Origin of the sequence: Nocardia sp. PE-7, assembly GCF_030486425.1 — a bacterium.
Classification (GTDB): Bacteria; Actinomycetota; Actinomycetes; order Mycobacteriales; family Mycobacteriaceae; genus Nocardia; species Nocardia salmonicida_A.
Window position 1 is genome coordinate 410,564 of the sequence record NZ_CP129614.1, and the last position, 21,296, is coordinate 431,859.

The 21,296-nt window shown below is 70.4% G+C and carries 4 protein-coding genes; 3 read left to right on the forward strand and 1 reads right to left on the reverse strand.

Annotated elements, in window-relative coordinates:
- Nucleotides 1–65 precede the first annotated feature (65 nt).
- From QX204_RS01990 to QX204_RS02000, 3 genes are all read left to right on the forward strand, one after another.
- Nucleotides 66–16,910, forward strand: a complete 16,845-nt coding sequence (locus QX204_RS01990; RefSeq protein ID WP_301904914.1) for a non-ribosomal peptide synthetase — start codon at nt 66–68, stop codon at nt 16,908–16,910.
- A 248-nt stretch (nt 16,911–17,158) separates the two neighbouring features.
- Nucleotides 17,159–18,181, forward strand: a complete 1,023-nt coding sequence (locus QX204_RS01995) for an alpha/beta hydrolase (RefSeq protein ID WP_301908228.1) — start codon at nt 17,159–17,161, stop codon at nt 18,179–18,181.
- Between the two features lie 144 nt (nt 18,182–18,325).
- Nucleotides 18,326–19,564: a TetR/AcrR family transcriptional regulator gene (locus QX204_RS02000; RefSeq protein ID WP_301904915.1), complete on the forward strand. Its 1,239-nt coding sequence runs from the start codon at nt 18,326–18,328 to the stop codon at nt 19,562–19,564.
- 4 nt (nt 19,565–19,568) lie between these two features.
- Here QX204_RS02000 and QX204_RS02005 read toward each other — a convergent pair whose 3' ends face one another.
- Entirely contained in the window at nt 19,569–21,077 is a 1,509-nt protein-coding gene (locus QX204_RS02005; RefSeq protein WP_301904916.1) for an aldehyde dehydrogenase family protein, read from the reverse strand.
- Nucleotides 21,078–21,296 lie beyond the last annotated feature (219 nt).

The window sequence follows — 21,296 nt, forward strand, 5'->3', positions numbered from 1 at the left end:
TATCGGTACGAGGTGTGCATGACCGGGCAACGGCAAGTCGACTCCGTCGATCGGACGGAACTGTCGTGACCCGGGCGAACCGGGCGTCTGGCGCCCGCGCCCGGCAGCGCGGGAAGTCGCTGCCGCAACTGCTGTCCGTGGCCGTGGAGTCGAACCCGAGCGGGCTCGCGCTCTCCTGGGACGACGGTGTGTCTGCGCCGGTGCGCTGGACCTACGCCGAGCTCGACGAACGTTCCAACCGCCTGGCGCGGCTGCTGATCGCCCGCGGTGTCGGTCCGGAGGACGTGGTGGCCGTCGGCATCCCGCGTTCGCCGGAGTCGGTGCTGGCGATGTGGGCGGTGACCAAGACCGGTGCGGCGTTCCTGCCGGTGGACCCGAACTATCCGCCTGCCCGCGTGAGCCACATGCTCGGCGATTCCGGTGCGGTGCTCGGCGTCGCGGTCGGTGCGGCGGTGGACCGGTTGCCGGGTGCGCTCGATTGGCTGTGCCTCGACGACGACAGCGTGCGTCGCGCCACCGACGATCAGTCCGGCGATCCGGTGACCTTCGCCGACCGGGTGCGCCCGCTGCGGCTGCAGCACCCCGCCTACGTGGTGTACACCTCCGGTTCCACCGGCCTGCCAAAGGGCGTTGTGGTGACGCACGCCGGGCTGGCCGGGTACTGCGCCGAGCAGCGCGCGCATTACGCGATCGAGCCGACCTCGCGCACCCTGCACTTCGCGTCGCCCTCGTTCGACGCGGCGGTGCTCGAACTGCTGATGGCGGTGGGCGCCGGGGCCGCGATGGTGCTCGTACCCGCGGGCATTCTCGGCGGCGCCGAGCTGGCCGATGTGCTGCGTCGCGAGGCCGTGACGCACATGTTCATCACCACTGCCGCGCTGGCCTCGCTCGATCCGGCCGGGCTGGACGCGCTGACGGTGGTCACGACCGGTGGCGAGGCCTGCCCGCCGGACCTGATCCGACGCTGGGCAACGGAGTCGCGCCGGTTCCACGACTGCTACGGACCGACCGAGACCACCATCGTGACGAATATCAGCGCGCCGCTGGTGGTCGGCGACACGATGAATATCGGCGCGCCGCTGCGTGGGGTGACCGAGTACGTGCTCGACGAGCGCCTGGTTCGGGTGCCCGACGGGATGATCGGCGAGCTGTACATCGCGGGCAACGGGTTGGCGCGCGGCTATCACCGTCAGCCTGGATTGACCGCGGCGCGTTTCGTGGTCGATCCCTTCGCCGGGGCCGACGGGCGGATGTATCGCACCGGCGACCTGGTGCGTCGCCGGGTGGACGGTGCGATCGAGTTCGTGGGGCGCAACGACTTCCAGGTGAAGGTGCGCGGGTTCCGGATCGAGCTCGGTGAGATCGATACCGTGCTGACCGCGCACGACACCGTCGACTTCGCCGTGACCATCGGACACGAACTCGACAACGGCACCACGATTCTCGCCGCCTACGTGCACGCCGCACCCGGCGCGCGCATCGACACCGACCAGCTGTTCGAGCACGCGAGAACCGGTCTGCCCGCGCATATGGTGCCGACCGCGCTGACCGTGCTCGACGCCATCCCTTTGACTCCCGTCGGCAAACTCGATCGGGCCGCGCTGCCCGCGCCGACTCTGCGGGCCGAGGAATTCCGCGCGCCCTCGGGGGCGATGGAAGAGCTGGTGGCCCACATCTTCACCGAGTTGCTCGCGCCGGAGAACCCGGTGGGCGCCGATGACGACTTCTTCGCTCTCGGCGGCAATTCGCTGCTCGCCACACGCGCGGCGGCGCGCCTCGGGGCGGAGCTGTCGGCACGGGTACCCGCGGGCCACGTCTTCGAAAGTCCCACTGTCGCGGGGCTCGCCACGCTGCTCGAGCCGCTGAAGGGTGCGGGCGGGCACGCGCCTCTGGCACCGCGCGAGCGTCCCGACCTGATCCCGCTCTCGCCCGCGCAACAGCGAATGTGGTTCCTCAACCAATTCGATCCGAATTCCACGGCCGAGACCATCCCGTTCGCGCTGCGACTGTCCGGACCGTTCGATCCTCGCGCGCTGCACGCGGCGCTGTCGGACCTGGTCGGTCGGCACGAATCGCTGCGCACGTGGTACCCGGTCTACAACGCCGACGAGCGTGAGCGTGGTGCGCACGCGGGCGAATACGGTGCTGTGGTCGACGGCGTCGGCCATCAGGTCGTCCTGCCGATGGCCGAGGCCGTCCCCGATGTGCTGGTCGACTCGCTCACCGAGGACGACCTGCCGCTGTGGCTGGCGGAATTCGCCGCTACCGGGTTCGACGTCGCCGCTGGGGTGCCGTTCCGGGTGGCGTTGGCCGAGCTGGGGCCGAACGACCACGTGCTCGCCGTTGCCCTGCACCACATCACCGCCGACGGCGCCTCGGTGGCGCCGCTGCTGCGCGACCTGCTCGGCGCCTACCTGGCGCGTCGCAACCGCTCGCGACCCAGGTGGCAGCCGCTGCCGGTGCAGTACGCCGACTACACGCTCTGGCATCGCGAGCTGCTCGGCTCCGAAGAGGATCCGGATTCGGTCGCCACCGCGCAGATCTCGCACTGGCGCAGCGCGCTCGCGGGTCTGCCCGACCGCCTCGACCTGCCCACCGATCGCCCTCGCCCGCCCGTGTTCACCGGCCGCGGCGCCGAATTCGGCTTCCGGATCCCGGCGCCGGTGCACACCGCGCTCGCCGCGCTCGCCCAGCGCAGCGGCACCTCCGAATTCATGGTCGTACACGCGGCTTTCGCGGTGCTGCTCGGTCGGGTCGCGCACACCGACGACATCGCCATCGGTACCCCGGTGGCCGGGCGCGGCGCCCGCGAACTCGACGACCTGATCGGCATGTTCGTCAACACGCTGGTGCTGCGCTCACACCTCGATCCGCGAGCGAGTTTCGCCGAACTGCTGCGCGCGACCAAACGCGCCGACCTCGCCGCTTTCGCCCACGCGGACCTGCCGTTCGAGCGCCTGGTCGAATTGCTCGATCCGGTTCGCTCGCAGGCCCATCACCCGCTGTTCCAGGTTGCCCTGTTCTTCCAGAACCTGGACCTGCCGAACCTGCGACTACCCGGGCTCGACGCCACACCGGTCGAATTCGGTGGTGCGGTGGCACGTTTCGACCTGCAGCTCACCATCGTGCCCGGCGCCGATCCGACCGAGCCGATGGCCGCGTCGTTCAACTACGCCACCGATCTGTTCGACGCCGAGACCATCGAATCCCTGGCGGCCCGGTTCACCCATCTGCTCGACGCGGTCGCCACCGACGCCGATATCGCGATCGCCGACATCGATCTGCTCACCGAGGCCGAGCGCGAGCAGACCCTCGTGAGCTGGAACGACACTCGTCATCCGGTGCCGCCGGAACCGATGCTCGACGCGTATCGCCGTGCGGTGCAGATACATCCGGACGCCACCGCGCTCGTCTACGCGGACACGGAGCTGACCTACCGGCAGTTCGACCAGCGCGTGAACGCCCTCGCCCGGGTGCTGATCGAGCAGGGCGTCGGTCCCGAAAGCCTTGTCGGCCTGGCCATCCGGCGCTCGCCCGAACTGGTGATCGGCATGTACGCGGTGCTCACCGCGGGCGGCGCCTATGTGCCGCTCGACCCCGACCACCCGGCCGAGCGCATCGCCTACATCCTCGACACCGCCCGGCCCGCCTGCGTACTGAGCACCCGCGCCGACGTCATCGCGGTCCCCGACGGCACCCCGCTGCTGGTGCTCGACGATCTCGATGTCGCCGCCGTGCCCGGTGATCCGGTCCTGCCCTCGGAATTGCGCGCGCCGCTACGCCCCGAGAACCCGGCCTACGTCATCTTCACCTCGGGTTCCACCGGCAAGCCCAAGGGCGTCGCGATCTCGCACGCCGCCATCCACAACCAGCTGGTGTGGATGCTGGCGAAGTACCCGCTCGCGCTGGGTGATGTGTACCTGCAGAAGACCGCGACCACCTTCGACGTGTCGCTGTGGGGCTATTTCATGCCGCTGCGCGTCGGCGCGAAACTGGTGCTGGCCACCCCGGACGGCCATCGCGACCCCGCCTATCTGATCGACCTGATCGGCAAGCACAAGGTCACCGTCACCGACTTCGTCCCGTCGATGCTCACGATGTTCGCCGCCCAGGCAGCGGCCGACGACCCGGACGCCGGGCCCGCGGGCCACGCCGACCTGGAGTCGCTGCGCGAGGTCTTCGTCATCGGCGAGGCGCTGCCCGCGGAGACCGTCGATGCCATGGCCGCGGTCAGCTCGGCCAGGTTGCACAACCTGTACGGTCCGACCGAAGCCGCCGTCTCGGTGACCTACTGGCCCGCCCGCCCGGGTGAGCGCTCGGTGCCGATCGGTCTGCCGCAGTGGAACTCCAGTGTCTATGTCCTCGACGAGCGGTTGCGGCCGGTGCCCCCCGGTATCGCGGGAGAGCTCTATCTCGCGGGGGATCAGCTCGCCCGCGGTTACCTCGCGCGGCCCGGCCTCACCGCCGATCGCTTCGTCGCCGATCCCTTCGCCTCGGTGTCCGGCAGCGGGTCCGAAGGGGTGCACGCGCCGGGCCCTGTGCGGGGCGCGCGCATGTACCGGACCGGCGACCTGGTGGTGTGGCGACGGCCCACCTCGAATGCCCCGCACCGACTGGACTACCTGGGGCGCATCGACTTCCAGGTGAAGTTCCGTGGTCAGCGGATCGAGCTCGGCGAGATCGAGACCGCGCTGTTGGCGCACGAATCCGTCAGCCAGGCAGTGGCATTGGTCGTCGCGACCGAGCTGGGCGACCAGCTGGTCGCCTACGTGGTGCCCGCCCACGGCCACGGCGCCGAGCCCGACCGGCTGCGGGCCGCTGTCTCCAAAACCCTTCCGGTCTATATGGTTCCGGCGTCGATCACCGTGCTCGGCGAGCTGCCGCTCAACCCCAGCGGCAAGCTCGACCGCAAGGCGCTGCCCGCGCCGAGCTTCACCGCGCGGGCGTTCCGCGCGCCGAGCACCACCCAGGAACGGCTCGTCGCCGGTCTGTTCGGCGAGGTCCTCGGCCGCAGCGATATCGGCGCCGACGACGACTTCTTCGCCCTCGGCGGCAACTCGCTGATCGCCACCCGCCTGGTCGCCCGGCTCGGCGCCGCCACCGGTGGCCGAGTCGCCGTGCGCACGCTCTTCGAAACCCCCACCGTCGCCGCGCTCGCCGCTGTCCTCGGCTCCGATGTGGTGGCGGAACCGACCTCTGGACTGGGCACCCTGCCCCGCCCCGATGTGCTGCCCCTCTCGCCCGCCCAGCGCCGCATGTGGTTCCTCAACCGCTTCGACCAGGGCGCCGACGACGGAGCCGCCGCCTACAACCTTCCCTTCGCGCTCCGCCTGACCGGCACCCTCGACGTGCCCGCCCTCACCGACGCCCTGCGCGACGTGTTGGCCCGCCACGAGGTGCTGCGCACGATCTACCCCGACACCGCCGACGGACCGATCCAGCAGATCCTGCCGGTCGACGCGGTGGACCTCGACGTCACCGTGCACCGGATCGGTGCCGACCACGCGACAGCACAGGTGGCCGCACTCGCGTCGACCGCGTTCGACGTGACGACCGAGGTTCCGCTGCGGGTCCGGCTGCTCGACATCACCGGCAGCGGACCCGACGCACCCACCGAGCACGTGCTCGCCGTGGTGGTGCACCACATCGCCGCCGACGCCTCGTCGATGGCGCCGCTGGTGCGCGACGTGACCACCGCCTACCTCGCCCGCACCGCGGGTCATGCCCCGGATCGGCCGCCGCTGCCGGTGCAGTACGCCGACTACGCGCTGTGGCAGTTGGACCGGCTCGGCGCCGAGGACGACACGGATTCCGCCGGGGCACAGCAGCTCTCGTTCTGGCGTTCCGAACTCGCGGACCTGCCGGATCTGCTGGAACTGCCTGCCGACTACCCACGGCCCGCGGTCGCCTCCCTCGTGGGCGGCCGGGTGCCGGTGCGCATCGGCGCCGAGACCCACGCCGCGCTCACCCGGATCGCACGGGAGAGTGGCGCGACCGTGTTCATGGTGTTGCACACCGCCTTCGCGGTGCTGCTGGCGCGGTTGGCCGGCGCCGCCGATGTCGCGGTGGGCACTCCCGTCGCCGGACGCGGTGAGCGTGAACTCGATGATCTGATCGGCATGTTCGTCAACACCGTCGTGTTGCGCACCCGCTACGACGGTGGCGCCACCTTCGCCGAACTGCTCGCCGCCCAGCGCGCGAGCGATCTCGCCGCGTTCGCCGCCGCTGACATCCCGTTCGAGCGGCTGGTCGAGGTGCTCGATCCGCCGCGCTCCACCGCACGTCATCCGCTGTTCCAGGTGGGTCTTTCCTTCCAGAACGTGGACCGCGCCGCACTGGAGCTGCCTGGATTGCGGATCGCGCCGGTGTCCGCGGAACTGGCTGTGTCGCAATTCGATCTGCATCTGATCGTCGGCGACGGGTACGACGAGGACGGCGCGCCCACCGGTATCGAGGGCTTCTTCACCTACGCCACCGATCTCTTCGACGCGGCGACGGTGACAGCCTTCGCCGACCGGCTCGCGCTGGTACTCGACGCCGTGGTGCGCGAGCCCGCCGTGGTGGTGGGCGATATCGAGCTGCGAACGGCCGCCGAGCGGGCCTCCGAAACAGTCAGCGGGGCAGCGGATCTCGCTGTGCCCGGTGGCACGCTCGCCGAGCTGCCGCTGGTCGCCCGGCCCGAGGCCGTCGCGCTGGTGGCCGATCTGCCGGAGGGCCGCCTCGAGCTCACCTACGCCGAGTTCGAATCACGGGTGAACAGACTCGCGCGCCACCTGATCTCCATCGGGGTCGGCCCGGAATCGCTGGTCGCCCTCGCCCTGCCGCGTTCGATCGATCTCGTGGTCGCGATGTACGCGGTGACCAGGTCCGGCGGCGCCTACGTGCCCATCGACCCCGATCAGCCCGCCGATCGCACCGACTACATCCTGCACACCGCCGCCCCGATCTGCGTGCTCACCAAGGGCTTCCGCACCGATGCCGCCCCGGTGGTGCGGGTCGACCACCCGGTGATCGCCTCCGCCGATCCGCGCCCGATCACCGACGCCGACCGCCGCGCGCCGCTGCACCCGGAGAACACCGCCTACGTCATCTTCACCTCCGGCTCCACCGGTCGCCCCAAGGGCGTGGCGGTGCCGCACGCGGCGGTGGTCAATCAGTTGCAGTGGCTCCGTGGTGAATTCGGTACGACCGCCGCCGATGCCTTCCTGTTGAAGACCCCCGCCACCTTCGACCTGTCGGTCTGGGAATTCTGGTCCGCCGCCGTCTGTGGCGGCCGTCTGGTGATCGCCGCCCCCGACGGCCACCGCGACCCCGCCTACCTGGATGCCCTGATCACCGACGCGGGCGTCACCACCCTGACCGCCGTGCCCTCCCTGCTCGAGGCGCTGTCGGGCTACTGGGAGTCGCATTCGCACGACGAGAACGGCGCCGGGCTGACGGGTTCGGGGCGCGTCGGTGCCTTGGCCCGCATCCTCGCGATCGGCGAATCCCTGCCCGCCACACTGGCCCAGCGCCTGCTGAAGGCCCTGCCGGGCACCAGGATCGACAACCTGTACGGTCCCACCGAGGCCGCCGTCTCGATCACCGATCACCGGGTCACCGCTGCCGACGTACTGACCGTTCCGATCGGCGGTCCCGAATGGAACAGCCGGGTCTACGTCCTCGACGAGCGCCTACGCCCCGTCGCCCCCGGCATCAGGGGCGAGCTGTACCTCGGCGGCATCCAGCTGGCTCGCGGCTACCTGCGCAAGGCGGCCCTGACCGCCGAACGTTTCGTCGCTGACCCGTTCGAGTCCGGCGCGCGTATGTACCGCACCGGCGACCTCGTCGCCCGTGCAGCGGGCGGTGAGCTGGTCTACCTGGGCCGCAGTGACTTCCAGGTGAAGGTCCGTGGATTCCGGGTGGAGCCCGGTGAGGTGGAAGCCGTCCTGCTCGGGCTGCCCGAGGTGACGCAGGCCGCGGTGCTGGCCCGCACCGACCCGCACTTCGGTGATCGGTTGGTCGCCTATGTGGTCGGCACGGATCTCGATGTCGCGCAGCTGAAGTCCACGCTGCGAGACAAGCTGCCGACCTATCTGGTCCCCGACGCCTTCGTCGCGCTCGAGGAGTTGCCCTACACCGTCAACGGCAAGCTGGATCGAAAGGCATTGCCCGCGCCGGTCTTCGAGGCCGCCGCCTTCCGTGCCCCCGCGACCCACACCGAACAGCTGGTCGCGGAGGTCTACGGCGAGATCCTCGGCGTCGCCTCCGTCGGCGCCGACGACGACTTCTTCGCCCTCGGCGGCAACTCGCTGCTCGCCACCAGGGCCGCGGCCCGGATCGGGACGGCGCTCGATCGCGCGGTCGGGGTCCGGCTGCTGTTCGAAGCGCCGAAGGTCGCCGATCTCGCACTGCGCGTGCACCGATCGGACGAGGCGACCGCGCCGCGCCTGCTCGCCGGGCCACGCCCGCAGCGGGTGCCGTTGTCGCTGGCACAGCAGCGGATGTGGCTGCTCAACCGGCTCGATCCCGACGCGACCGTCTACAACATCCCGGCCGCGATCCGCCTCACCGGCGCCCTCGATCTGACCGCCCTCAGCCTCGCCGTCGCCGACCTGTTCGCCCGGCACGAGGTCCTGCGCACCCGCTATCCGGCGCGCGGGGACGTGCCGATCCAGGATGTGCTCGCGCCCGACGCGGTCCGCGTCGACCTGACACCGGTCGAGGTGGCCGGCGACGAGCTCACCGACGAGGTGCGCCGGACCGTCACCGCCGGATTCGACGTCACCGCCGCGCCGCCGGTCCGGTTGCGGCTGCTGCGCCTGGGCGCCGACGACCACGTCCTGGTGTTCGTCGCCCACCACATCAGCGCGGACGGGTTCTCCATGGGCCCGCTCACCCGCGACCTCGTCCTCGCCTACACCGCGCGCACAGCGGGCTCGCCGCCCGCGTGGTCGCCGCTGCCGCTGCAATACGCCGATTACGCGGTGTGGCAACGAGACGCCCTCGGTGACGAAGCGGACCCCACCTCCACGGCCGCCGCCCAGCTGGCCTACTGGCACGACGAGCTCGCCGGGCTGCCCGAGGAAATCGCGCTGCCCGCCGACCGGCCACGCCCGGCGGTCCAGTCGTTCGCGGGCGCCATCAGCACCTTCGAGATCGACGCCGGCCTCCACGCCGAACTGGCCGGACTTGCCCGCGCGCAAGGGGTCACGGTGTTCATGGTCGTGCAGGCCGCGCTCGCGGTACTGCTCGCCAGGCTCAGCGGCACCGACGACGTCGCCATCGGCACCCCGATCGCGGGCCGTGGCGCGCGTGAGCTCGACGACCTGGTCGGCATGTTCGTCAACACCCTGGTGCTGCGCAGCCGGATCACCGAGAGCGATCCGTTCACCGCGCTGCTGATCCGGACCCGCGACACCGACCTGCGCGCCTTCGCCCACGCAGACGTCCCGTTCGAGCGGGTGGTCGAGGCGATCCAGCCCGCGCGCTCGGCGGGCAGGCACCCGCTGTTCCAGGTGGCCCTGTCGTTCGAGAACCTCGCCCCGGTGGCCTTCGAACTGCCGGGAATCACGGTGGGGGCGCTCGACGCCCGCACCGCCGAGGCCAAGTTCGACCTGCTGCTCACCGTGCGCGAGCAGCAGGACAACGGCGGCATGTTCGCCGAATTCGGCTACGCGACGGACTTGTTCGACGCCGAGACCGTAGCGAGCTTCGGTCGGCGCTTCGTCCGTCTGCTCGCCGCCGTGGCCGCGGATCCCGACCTCGCCGTGGGCGATATCGACCTGCTCGACCCCGCCGAATTCCGCGCGCAGATCACGTTCGCGGGCCCGGCGGCCGAGCCGGAACGCACCCTCGCGCAGTTGATGGACGATGCGGTGCGCGCCAATCCGAGCGGCATCGCCCTGCGCGGCGGCGGTCGCGGATTCACCTATACCGAACTCGACGCCGCCGCCAACCAGCTCGCGCGCGGTCTCATCGCGCGCGGCGCCGGTCCGGAAGCCGCTGTCGCCGTGGCGATTCGGCGTTCGGTCGAATCGGTGCTCGCGGTGTGGGCGATCGCGCGGACCGGCGCGGTGATCGTGCCGATCGACCCCGGCTACCCCGCCGAGCGGATCAGCCACATGGTCACCGACTCGGGCGCTGTTTTCGGCATCACCCTCGCGGCCGAACTCGCCGGGTTGCCCGCGCTGCCCGGCGACGGCGACTGGGTCGTGCTCGACGATCGGGCGTTCACCGCCGAGATCGCCGGTTGCGCGACCGTCGGCCTGCGCGAAATCGAACTGCTCGCGCCGCCGAACACCGGCAACGCCGCGTACATGATCTATACCTCCGGCTCGACCGGTCTGCCCAAGGGCGTCGTCGTCACCCACGCCGGACTCGCCAACTTCTGCGCCGAGCAGAAGCAGCGCTATCACCTCGACTCCGCTACGCGCGCACTGGCTTTCGCCTCGCCGTCGTTCGACGCGTCCATGCTGGAACTGCTGCTCGCCATCGGCGGCGCGGGCACCCTCGTGGTCGCTCCCGCCGGGTCCGTCGGCGGCACCGAACTCGCCGAGCTGATCCGCACCGAGGGCGTCACCCACACCTTCCTTACCCCCTCGGTTCTGGCCACTCTCGACCCCGACGGTCTCCCCGGTCTGCGCGCCCTGATCGTCGGTGGCGAACACGTCCCCGCCGACCTGACCGCACGCTGGAACACGCTGCCCAAGCGGCATTTCCACAACGGGTACGGACCGACCGAAACCACCGTCATGACCGCCATCAGCGACGCGCTGCGTCCTGGCGATGCCGTCCACATGGGCGGCCCGATCCGCGGCATCAGCGCTCTGATCCTCGACGAACGCCTGCGTCCGGTCCCCGAGGGCGTCACCGGCGAGCTCTATCTCGGCGGTGTGCAACTGGCCCGCGGTTACCACCGGCGTCCGGCGCTGACCGCGTCGCGCTTCGTCGCCGACCCCTTCGGTGATCGGCCCGGTGCCCCCGCGGGCGCACGCCTCTACCGCACCGGCGACCTGGTCCGCCGACGCGGCGATGTTCTCGAGTTCATGGGCCGCAACGACTTCCAGGTCAAGATCCGTGGTCTGCGCATCGAGCTCGGTGAGATCGACGCCGTGCTGGCCGCCGCACCCGGCGTCGCCTGGGTCACCACGCTCGGCCGCGACAACGGCAGCGGTTCGACCATGCTGGTGTCCTACGTCATGGCCGATCAGGGCAGGACTCTCGACACCGCCGAGCTCACCGGGCTCGCCGCGCAGGTACTGCCCGACTACATGGTGCCCGCCGCGATCGTCGTTCTCGACGAGATTCCGCTGACCCCGGTCGGCAAGCTGGATCGGCGCGCGCTGCCGGACCCGGCCGCCGTTCGCGGCGAATACCGCCCGCCACGCACCGCCGCCGAGAAGACCATCGCCCGCGTGATCGGCGATGTTCTCGGCCACGACCGGGTCGGCCTCGACGACGACTTCTTCGCCCTCGGCGGCGACAGCATCACCGCCATCCAGGTGGTGTCGCGGGCCACGACGGCCGGCGTGGTGCTGCGACCGCGCGATCTGTTCGACGCGCGCACCGTCGCCGCGCTGGCCGGACGCGCCGACGTCACCGTCGAACCGGGCGTTCCGTCCGCCACGCTCCCGCTCACCGCGACCGCCGCCCAGCTCACCGAAGCGGGAGCGAGCGCCGTCGAACCCCGTGCCGTGCTGCTCGAGGTGCCGGCCGACTGCCCGGACCAGGCCGTCGCCGCCGCCGCGGCCACGGTGATGAGCCAGCATCCGATGCTGTGGGCGCTGCTCGACCGCACCGGCGAGACCCCGGTGCTGCGCATCCCGCCGCCCGACGAGCGCACCGGCGGCGCCTTCCGCAGGCTCGACACCGAAGACGGTGAGTCCTCGCTGCCCGTCGACGACATCGTCACCGCGGCCGCCGCGGCGCTCGATCCGGACGAGGGGCGCAATATCCACTTCGTGCTCACCGGCGACGCCGGTAGCTCGGCCACCCTGGTCGTCGTCGCGAATGCCCTTGTTCTCGACGAGAATTCGTGGCGGGCAGTGATCGACCAGCTGACCTCGGCCTGGAGTCGCGGCCGGCACGCCGCGCCCGCCGCGCCCGATGCCGGACTCGGTGACCTGGTACGCAGACTCGCCGAGTACCCGTCCACCCAGGCTGCGCGCGTCGAACGTGCGTACTGGCACCGGGCGATCCGCTCCAGGGCGGGCGAATCCGTCGATCTGCACCAGCGCAACCGGGTCTCGCTGAGCATCACCGGTGAGGGCACCACCGCGGTGCGCACGGTCGCCGACGCCTACCGCGCCACCGTGGACGAGGTACTGCTCACCGCCGCCGCGCTGGCGCTGCACACCGGGGCCGACACCGCCGCCGCCCGCGTGATCGGCACGGTGGTGCGGCTGCGCGCCGACCAGCGCCTGCTCGGTCGGCCCGATGCCGAGGACGTGGTCGGCGGGTTCACCACCGACTATCCGCTGGCGCTGCGCCTGGACGGGATCGACGTCGCCGACGCGCTCGTCGGCGGCCCCGCCGCGGGGACGGCCCTGGCCCAGATCAAGGAACTGCGCCGCGCGGTCCCCGCCCACGGCGCCGGTTTCGGCCTGCTCCGCTACCTCGACGCCGAGACCTCCGACAGCGTCCGCACGCTGGACCGCGGCCGATTCGCGGTGCGCATGCGCGACCTGCGCCCGGCGCGCGTACACACCGACGTCGCCACCGACGACCTGGCGCTGGTGCTCACTGTAGACGCCACCGACGACGGATTGGTGGCCCGATTCGACTACGCCACCGCCGTCCTCACCGCGGACGCGGTCAAGACCTTCGCCGAACACTGGATCCGCGCGCTCGGTGGCCTCGCCGAACACGGATTGCGGCCCGGCGCGGGCGGATTCACGCCGTCGGACTTCCCGCTGGTGCGTCTGGGCCAGACCGAGCTGACCCGCCTGGTCCGCCGCTACCCGCTGCTCAGTGATGTCTGGCCGGTGACCCCGCTGCAATCGGGGATGCTGTTCCACGCGCTGCTCGCGGAGAACTCGGTCGACCCCTACATCACCCAGTTCGTCCTCGACCTCGACCCGTCGGTGGATGCCGAACGACTGCACGAGGCGGCCCAGGCCGTGCTCGACCGGCACGACAACCTGCGCGTCGCGTTCGCCACCGACGCCGCGGGCACCCCGCTCCAGGTGGTGCTCGACGACATCGACGTGCCGTGGCGGGCCATCGACGCCGACGACGCCGCCTACCAGCGGATTCGCGCCGCCGACCTGGCCACCCATTTCGACATGGCCGCCGCGCCGCTGCTGCGGTTCACCCTGGTGCGCACCCCCGGGGCCGCGCATCTGCTCGTCACCAGCCATCACATCCTGATCGACGGCTGGTCGACGCCGCTGCTGCTGCAGGAACTGCTCACCGCGTACATGATCGGCGGCCGGAGCAGGCGTCTGCAGAAGGTCGCGCCCTATCGCGACTACCTGGCCTGGCTCGTCGACCAGGATCTCGAAGCCGCCAGGACCGCCTGGCGCACCGCGCTCACCGGCCTGGCCGAGCCCACTCCGCTCGCGCCCGTCGATCAGGGCCGCGAGATCGCGACGGGTACGGGGGAAACCGGCTTCGCGCTCTCGCCCTCGGACACCACCGCGCTGAGCGAGCTCGCCGCGAGCCTCGGCGTCACGGTGAACACCGTGGTCCAGGCGGCGTGGGGTCTGCTCATCGCCCGGCTGGTGGATCGCGACGACGTGGTGTTCGGCGCCACCGTCTCCGGCAGGCCCGCCCAGCTCGCGGGCGTGGAGCGGATGGTCGGGCTGTTCCTCAACGCGATTCCCGTGCGGGTGCGGGTGCGTCCCGGCGATACCGTCGCAGAGTTGCTGCGCAGGCTGCAGGACGATCAGGCCGCGCTGCTCGATCATCACTACCTGGGCCTCGGCGAGATCCAGGAGATCGCGGGCATCGACGCGCTGTTCGATTCGCTCGTCGTGTTCGAGTCGTTCCCGGTCGACCGTGAGGGGCTCGCGCAGGCCGCGTCCGGGTCGGCCGCCGTCACCGGGATGGACGCCGCCAACGGCACCCACTACCCGCTCACTGTGCAGATCGTCGCCGACTCCCAGCTCCGGGTCTCGGTGAAGTACCTGCGCGATGTGTTCGGCGAGGACACCGCGAACGCCATGGCGCAACGCTTCTCGATGCTGCTGGCGAGGTTCATCGCCGGCCCGCAGGCCAGGCTCGCCGAGATCGACGTGCTGCTCGCGGAGGAGCGCGCGACGCTGGCGGCGGTCAATGCCACCGACGCGCCCGAACTGCTCGACGAGGCCACCCTGCTGTCGTTGTTCGACGCTCAGGTCAAGCGCACGCCGGACGCCACCGCGCTGGTCGACGGTGAAACCGTCTACACCTACGCGGAATTCGACGATCGGGTGCGCGCGCTCGCCGCCGGACTTCGGGCCAGGGGAGCCCGGCCGGAGACGCTCGTCGCGGTCGCGATGCGGCGCGGGATCGACCTGGTGACCGCGATCTACGCGGTGCTGCGGACCGGGGCGGCGTACGTGCCGGTCGACCCGGACCATCCGGCCGAGCGGACCGAGCGGGTGCTGGCCGCCGCCGCGCCGATCTGCGTACTCACTACCGGCGGATTCACGACCACCTCGGGCATTCCCGTCGTCGAGATCGACGCTGTGCGTGGCGAAGTGGCCGAGCTGGAGCTGCCGAACGCGGACAATCTCGCCTACGTCATCCACACGTCCGGGTCCACCGGAACGCCCAAGGGCGTCATGCTGACCCACCGACAGCTGGTCAACCAGTTCCGCTGGGCACAGCGCACCTACCCGCACGGCCCCGGCGACGTGGTGCTGCACAAGACCCCGGTCACCTTCGACATCGCCACCTGGGAGTTGTTGTGGCCGTTGCACACCGGCGCCACCGTGGTGATCGCCGCCCCCGACGGGCACCGTGATCCGGACTACCTGGCCGAGGTGATCGCCGAACGCGCCGTCACCACTGTGCATTTCGTGCCGTCGATGCTGGACGCGTTCCTCACCGATCGCGACAGCGGCGCATTCCCCTCGCTGCGTTGGGTCTTCGCGGCGGGCGAGGCGCTGTCGTCCTCGACCGCCCGCCGGTTCGCTCAGGTGGTGCCCGAGGCGACGCTGGTCAACTGGTACGGGCCCGCCGAAGCCACCGTGGTCACCGCGGCGCAGGTCGAAGCCGGGCCCGCCGTGGGTATTCCGATCGGCACGCCGGTCGCGAACACCCGCGTCCACGTGCTCGATCGCCAACTGCGACCGGTCCCGCCGGGGACCGCGGGGGAGCTGTACCTGGAAGGCGTGCAGCTGGCCCGTGGCTACCTCGGCGCTCCCACGCTCACCGCCGAACGCTTCGTCGCCCGTCCCGGTGGCGGCAGGCTCTATCGCACCGGCGACGTCGTGCGCTGGACCTGCGACGAGAGCCTGGAATACCTGGGCCGCAGTGACTTCCAGGTGAAGCTGCGCGGGCAGCGGATCGAACTCGGTGAGGTCGAGGCCGTGCTGCGCGACCATCACAGCGTCCGGCACGCCGCGGTCGCGCTCGTGCACGGCCCGACGGGTGACCGTCTGGTGGGCTACATCGTGCCCGCCGAGGCGCCGGTCGAGGAAGCGCGAGCGTCGGCTCGCCCCGAGGGTTACTCGATCGAAAGCGGCACCACCACTACCGGTTTCGATCAGTCCGCGTTGCTCGCCCATGCCAGGGCGGCGCTCCCGTCGTACATGGTTCCGGCCAGCCTGGTGCTGCTGCCCTCCCTGCCGCTCAACGCCAGCGGCAAGCTCGACCGCAAAGCCCTGCCCGTCCCCGCCTTCACCACCCGCGCCTACCGCCCCCCGACCACGCCGTTGCAGCGTGCGGTCGCCGAGGTGTACGCGGAGGTGCTCGGCGCGGGCAAGGTCGGACTCGACGACGATTTCTTCGAACTCGGCGGCAACTCCCTGGTCGCCACCAAGGCGATCAGCCGATTGCGCACCAGGGTCGGCGCCGAGGTGCGGGTGCAGTGGTTCTTCACCGATGCCACCGTCGCCGCGCTGGCCGAGCGCATCGATGCCACCCAGTCCGCCGGCGGCGAACACGACCTCGCCTCCGACCTCGAATCCGACGACGCCCTCGGTGTCCTGCTGGCCATCCGCAACCGGGTCCCGCACGGCACCGAGGCGGGCGGCGCGCTGTTCTGTATCCACCCGATGTACGGGCTGTCCTGGTGCTATGCCGGTCTGGCGCAGTACATTCCGGCCCGGCGCCCGATCTTCGGCCTCCAGTCGCCCGCGCTCAGCGAGGCGGGCTACCTGCCGGGCACGCTCGCCGAGATGGCACGCCGCTACGCCGCCGAGATCAGGACCCAGCAGCCGCACGGGCCGTACCGGCTCATGGGCTGGTCGCTGGGCGGCGTGCTCGCCCACGCCGTCGCGACCGAACTCCAGGCGGCGGGGGAGCAGGTGTCGCTGCTGGCGATGCTGGATTCGCATCCCGATATCGACGTGCCCGACTTCCACACCGCGGTCCGCGACGCGCTCGCCGAACTCGGCGTCGACATCAGCGCGGCGCTGCCTGCCGCGGGCGTGCGGGAACTCAGCGAGGACGCACTGGCCGCGCTGCACGCGATCATCCCGGCCAACATGGCGGTGCTCACCCCCGAGCGGGTGCGCCGGATCTATCGCAGCGCGGTGCGCTCGGCCGAATTGATCGCCGAACACCGGCCCGCGGTGTTCCGCGGCAAACTCGAGTACTTCAGCGCGCTCGGACACGAGGCGGCAGCGGCGAATTGGGCCCCGTATGTCGACGGCGTGGTGCGTGATCGGCCGGTCGCGGTGGTGCATGATCAGATGACTTCGCCACAGGCGCTGGCCGAGATCGGGCCACGACTGGCGGAGCTGCTCGACGCCGGCGACCGCGCGGCGGGGGCGCGGTGACATTTACGCCGGGGCGCGATGACATTTACGCCGGGGCGCGGTGACATCGACTGTGCCGGTGAGGCATGATGTGACCGCGCTGTTGTAACGATTACCCCTGTTGTAGCTACCGGATAACCCGTAGGGTCTGGCGTGTTGCAACTTCGTGCCCTGCAGGGGAGCACGGACCGAATCGGAATTCGAGACGAAGCGAAGGTGCGAAATTGATGCGTCGGCACACCCGGCGTCGTGGCTCCCGGGCCGCGGCGATGATCGCGGCAACGGCAGTGGCGGCGGGACTGATGTCCGGCATCGGTGCGAGCCCGGCATCGGCTGACCCGATCATCGATTCCAAGAGCCTGCTCGCCAACCCGGTCTCCGAGGACGGCTCCAAGATCGTCAAGGCCGAGGTGAAGGACTCGCGCAGTCTGCGACTGCACGTGTACTCCGCGGCCATGGACCAGAACATCATCGTCGACGTGCAGCGCCCCGCCGACGCCTCGGTCCCGCGTCCCACCCTGTACCTGCTCAACGGTGCGGGCGGCGGCGAGGATTCCGCGTCGTGGGTGGCCAAGACCGACGCGCTCGAGTTCCTCAGTGACAAGAACGTCAACGTCATCCAGCCGATCGGCGGCTCCTGGAGCTACTACACCGACTGGATCAACGACGACCCGGTCGTCGGGCGCAACAAGTGGAAGACCTTCTTCACCGAGGAGCTGCCCCCGCTGGTCGACGGCGCGCTCGGCACCAACGGTGTGAACGCGATCGCGGGCCTGTCCACCTCGGGCACCACCGTGCTCGCGCTGCCGATCGCCAAGCCCGGCCTGTACAAGGCGGCCGCGGCCTACAGCGGTTGCGCGCAGACCTCCGATCCCGTCGGTTCGGAGTTCGTGAAGCTCACGGTCGAGACCTGGGGCGGCGGCAACACCCTGAACATGTGGGGTCCGGAGGGCTCGGCGGAATGGGTCGCGAACGACCCGTACGTGAATGCCGAGGGTTTGCGCGGCGTCGATCTCTACATCTCCACCGGCAACGGCCTGCCCGGCCCGTACGACACCCTCGACGGTCCGTACGCGCTGCCGGGGGCCTACGGCCTGGCCAACCAGATCGTGATCGGTGGCGTCATCGAGGCGGGCACCAACTACTGCACGCACAATCTGGCCAACCGGCTCAACGAACTCGGTATCCCGGCGACCTTCAACTTCCGCCCCAGCGGCACCCACTCCTGGGGCTACTGGAAGGACGAGCTGAAGCTGTCGTGGCCGACGCTGGCTCGCGGACTCGGCCTGTAGACGAATCTTCTCCCGAGCCGCCCCGGTAGCGAGTACGTCGCCGCCGGGGCGGTTCCATTTCTTCGACCTGCCCTCGACGTTTGCGAATTGTGGTTAACTTAGGTTGACTGGTCCAACCTGGTTCGCGTAACGGAAAGTGAGTGCATGGTCGCCGATCGCAGTGAGGCCGAACAGGCCCGCGAGCCGACGACCGCACCTGCCCGCGTCGTGCGCCGCAGGCCGAAGGACCGCAAGATGCAGATCATGCGGGCCGCCGCCCGTGCGTTCAGTGCGCGGGGTTACTACCCGGTCGGCGTGGACGAGATCGCTGCCGAGGTCGGTATCTCCGGGCCCGCGCTGTACCGCCACTTCGCCAACAAATACGCGCTGCTCGTGGCCGCCGCCGAGGAGGGCGCTCGGGGTTTGCGCGATGTCGCCGCCGCGGCCGACGACCCGTCGCTGAGCCCGGAGGCCAGGCTGAACGCGGTGCTCACCGCCGTCGCCGAACGTAATATCGACATCCGCCGCGAGGCCGGGCTCTACCGCTGGGAACGCCGCTATCTCGAGCCGGATGACCGGGTGCGCATTCGCGCGTTCTATCGCGAACTCGAGTCCAATGTCGCCGCGCGGATCGCCGAGGTGCGGCCGGAGGCGAGCGCCGACGACGTGATCCTGCTCGCGGTCGGCGCGCTGAGTTCGCTGGCCAGTATCGCCGCGCACCGCACCACCCTCTCGCACGGACGCATGCTCGCGGTGCAGCTCCGGATGGCCTGGGCGATCGTGCGCGCCGAGCTGCCGCCGACGCCCCCCGAGGCCGAGCCCGACAAGCAGACCCGCGGCCTGCCGGTGACGTCGAAACGTGAACAGCTGCTCACCGAGGCGATCCGGATCTTCGGTCGCAACGGGTATCACGAATCGGGTATCGAGGAGATCGGCGCCGCCGTCGGCATCAACGCCTCGAGCGTGTACCGCCACTTCGACAGCAAGGCCGACCTGCTCGCGGCGGCTTTTCATCGCACCGCCGACCGGCTCGCTGTCGCGATCGGCGAGGCACTGGCCGAAAGCGACGACCGCGCCGACGCTGCGCGCCGCATCGCCGGCCAGCACGCTCGCCTCACCTTCGCGACGCCCGAGATCATGCCGGTCTACTACGCGGAGTTCAGCAACCTCCCGCAGGCCGAGCAGCACCGCCTGCGCGCCATCCAGCGACAGAACATCCTCGAATGGGCGAACCTGCTCGACGACGACCCGATCGAAGCGCGCTTCCGCGTGCACGCCGCCGTCGGTCAGATCATCGACGTCGGTCGCCTGCTGCGCTTCGACTCGCGCCCCGAACAACTGGCCCGCCTCACCGCACTCACCGACGCGGTGTTGCTCGGCAGCGGCTCGCCGGAGGAGAACTAGCCGGTCAGCCGCGGCCGTGGCGGAGGCGGAAGATCGCCTTCGCGGTCTGTAGATGGCCAGGGCGACGGTCGAAGGTGGACAGCCGGATCGGCGCCCGATAGCGCCTGCGGGCGATCGACATCGTGCGGCTGTATTCGTGCAGCCCCTGCTGACCGTGGCTGTGGCCCTGGCCGTACTCGCCGACCCCGCCGAACGGCAGAGCGGGGATGCCGGTGAACGCGGTCGACGAGTTCACCGTCACCACACCCACTTTCAGCTGTTCGGCGATGAACTCGGCGCTGGGGATGTCGAGGGTGAAGATGGTGACGGCGATGCCGTTGCCCGCCGCGTTGACCCGGGTGACCGCGTCGGCCAGGTCGGCGACCCGGTTCACCACGAGCACCGGGCCGATCCCCTCGCCGGTGATCGCGATGCTGTCCTCAGGGACCTCGGCCAGCACGATCGGCTCCACATACGGGTCGCGGAACGAATCGAGTCCGCCGAGCACCGCGTGCCCGCCGTGGGCGAGCGCGTCGCGGACCTGTCTGCGCACCACGTCGACCTGGTCGGCATTGATCATCGGTCCGTAGGAGGCGCGATTGTCGGCGCCGGGACGCAACTTGGCTGCCCGCTCGGCCACTTTGGCCAGGAAGTCGTCGAACACCGAATCGGCGACATAACAGCGCTGGATGCCGGAGGAGTTCTGCCCGGCGTTGGCCATCGCGCCGAACACCGCCGCCTCCGCTGCCGCGTCGAGCACCGCGTCGACGTGCACGATCATGCTGCCCTTGCCGCTGTTCTCCACCACCACCGGCGTGAGCGACTGAGCGCACAGGGCGATCACCTCGCGTCCGCGGGCTTCGGGCCCGGCGTAGGCGATCTTGTCCACCTCCGCCTTGCACAGGGCGGTCGCGGTCCGCGAATTCCCGGTAACCGCCTGCAGTACGGGCTGTTCGGGCGAGACCGCTGCCCAGCTGTCGGCCAGCCAGGTGCCGACACCGGTACTGAGTTCGTGCGGATTGAATACCACCGTGTTACCGGCGGCCATGGCGTAGGCGATCGAACCCATCGGCGTGAACACCGGGTTGTTCCACGCGCCGAGCACCCCGATCACGCCCAGCGGCAGATAGCCGACGGAGGCGTGCTGATTGCGGGTGAACCAGCCGGTGGACAGGCGTCGGCGACCAAGTGTGCGCGCGGCGTTGCGCGCGGCCCAGTCCAGATTCTCCACCGCCAGCATCACTTCCAGGGTGGCGTCGGCCTCCGGTTTGCCGGTCTCGCTACGCAGAATCTCCACCAATTCACCTGCGTTGCGGGCGATCTGGCGACGCCAGTCGAGCAACAGGCGCTTGCGCTCCCCGAATTCCAGTTCCCCCCACCAGTTCTGGGTGGCCCGTGCGGTGCGCACCGCACGGGTGACCTCGGCGGTGCCGTGGACGGGATAGTGCGCGAGCTGTTCACCGGTGCGCGGATCGAAGGCCGTGAGCACATCGGATCGACCGATCGGCGCGGCAGTGGAAGCCGACTCGACCATGGTCACCTCCCCACAAGATCGAACACGCCCGCGTGCGGGCCGGTGAGACGAGTGTTTCCCCGCTGTCAGCGTATGGGTGTACGGCCCGGCCGACAAGGTCAGCGCACTGCCCTTGCACTGCCCACGTGAGTAACACCACTACGGCAGGCGAGAGATGCCCCGGCAAACCGGGCGCATCAACGCGGACCCGGGCCGGGAAAAGCGCCGGACCGGTAACAT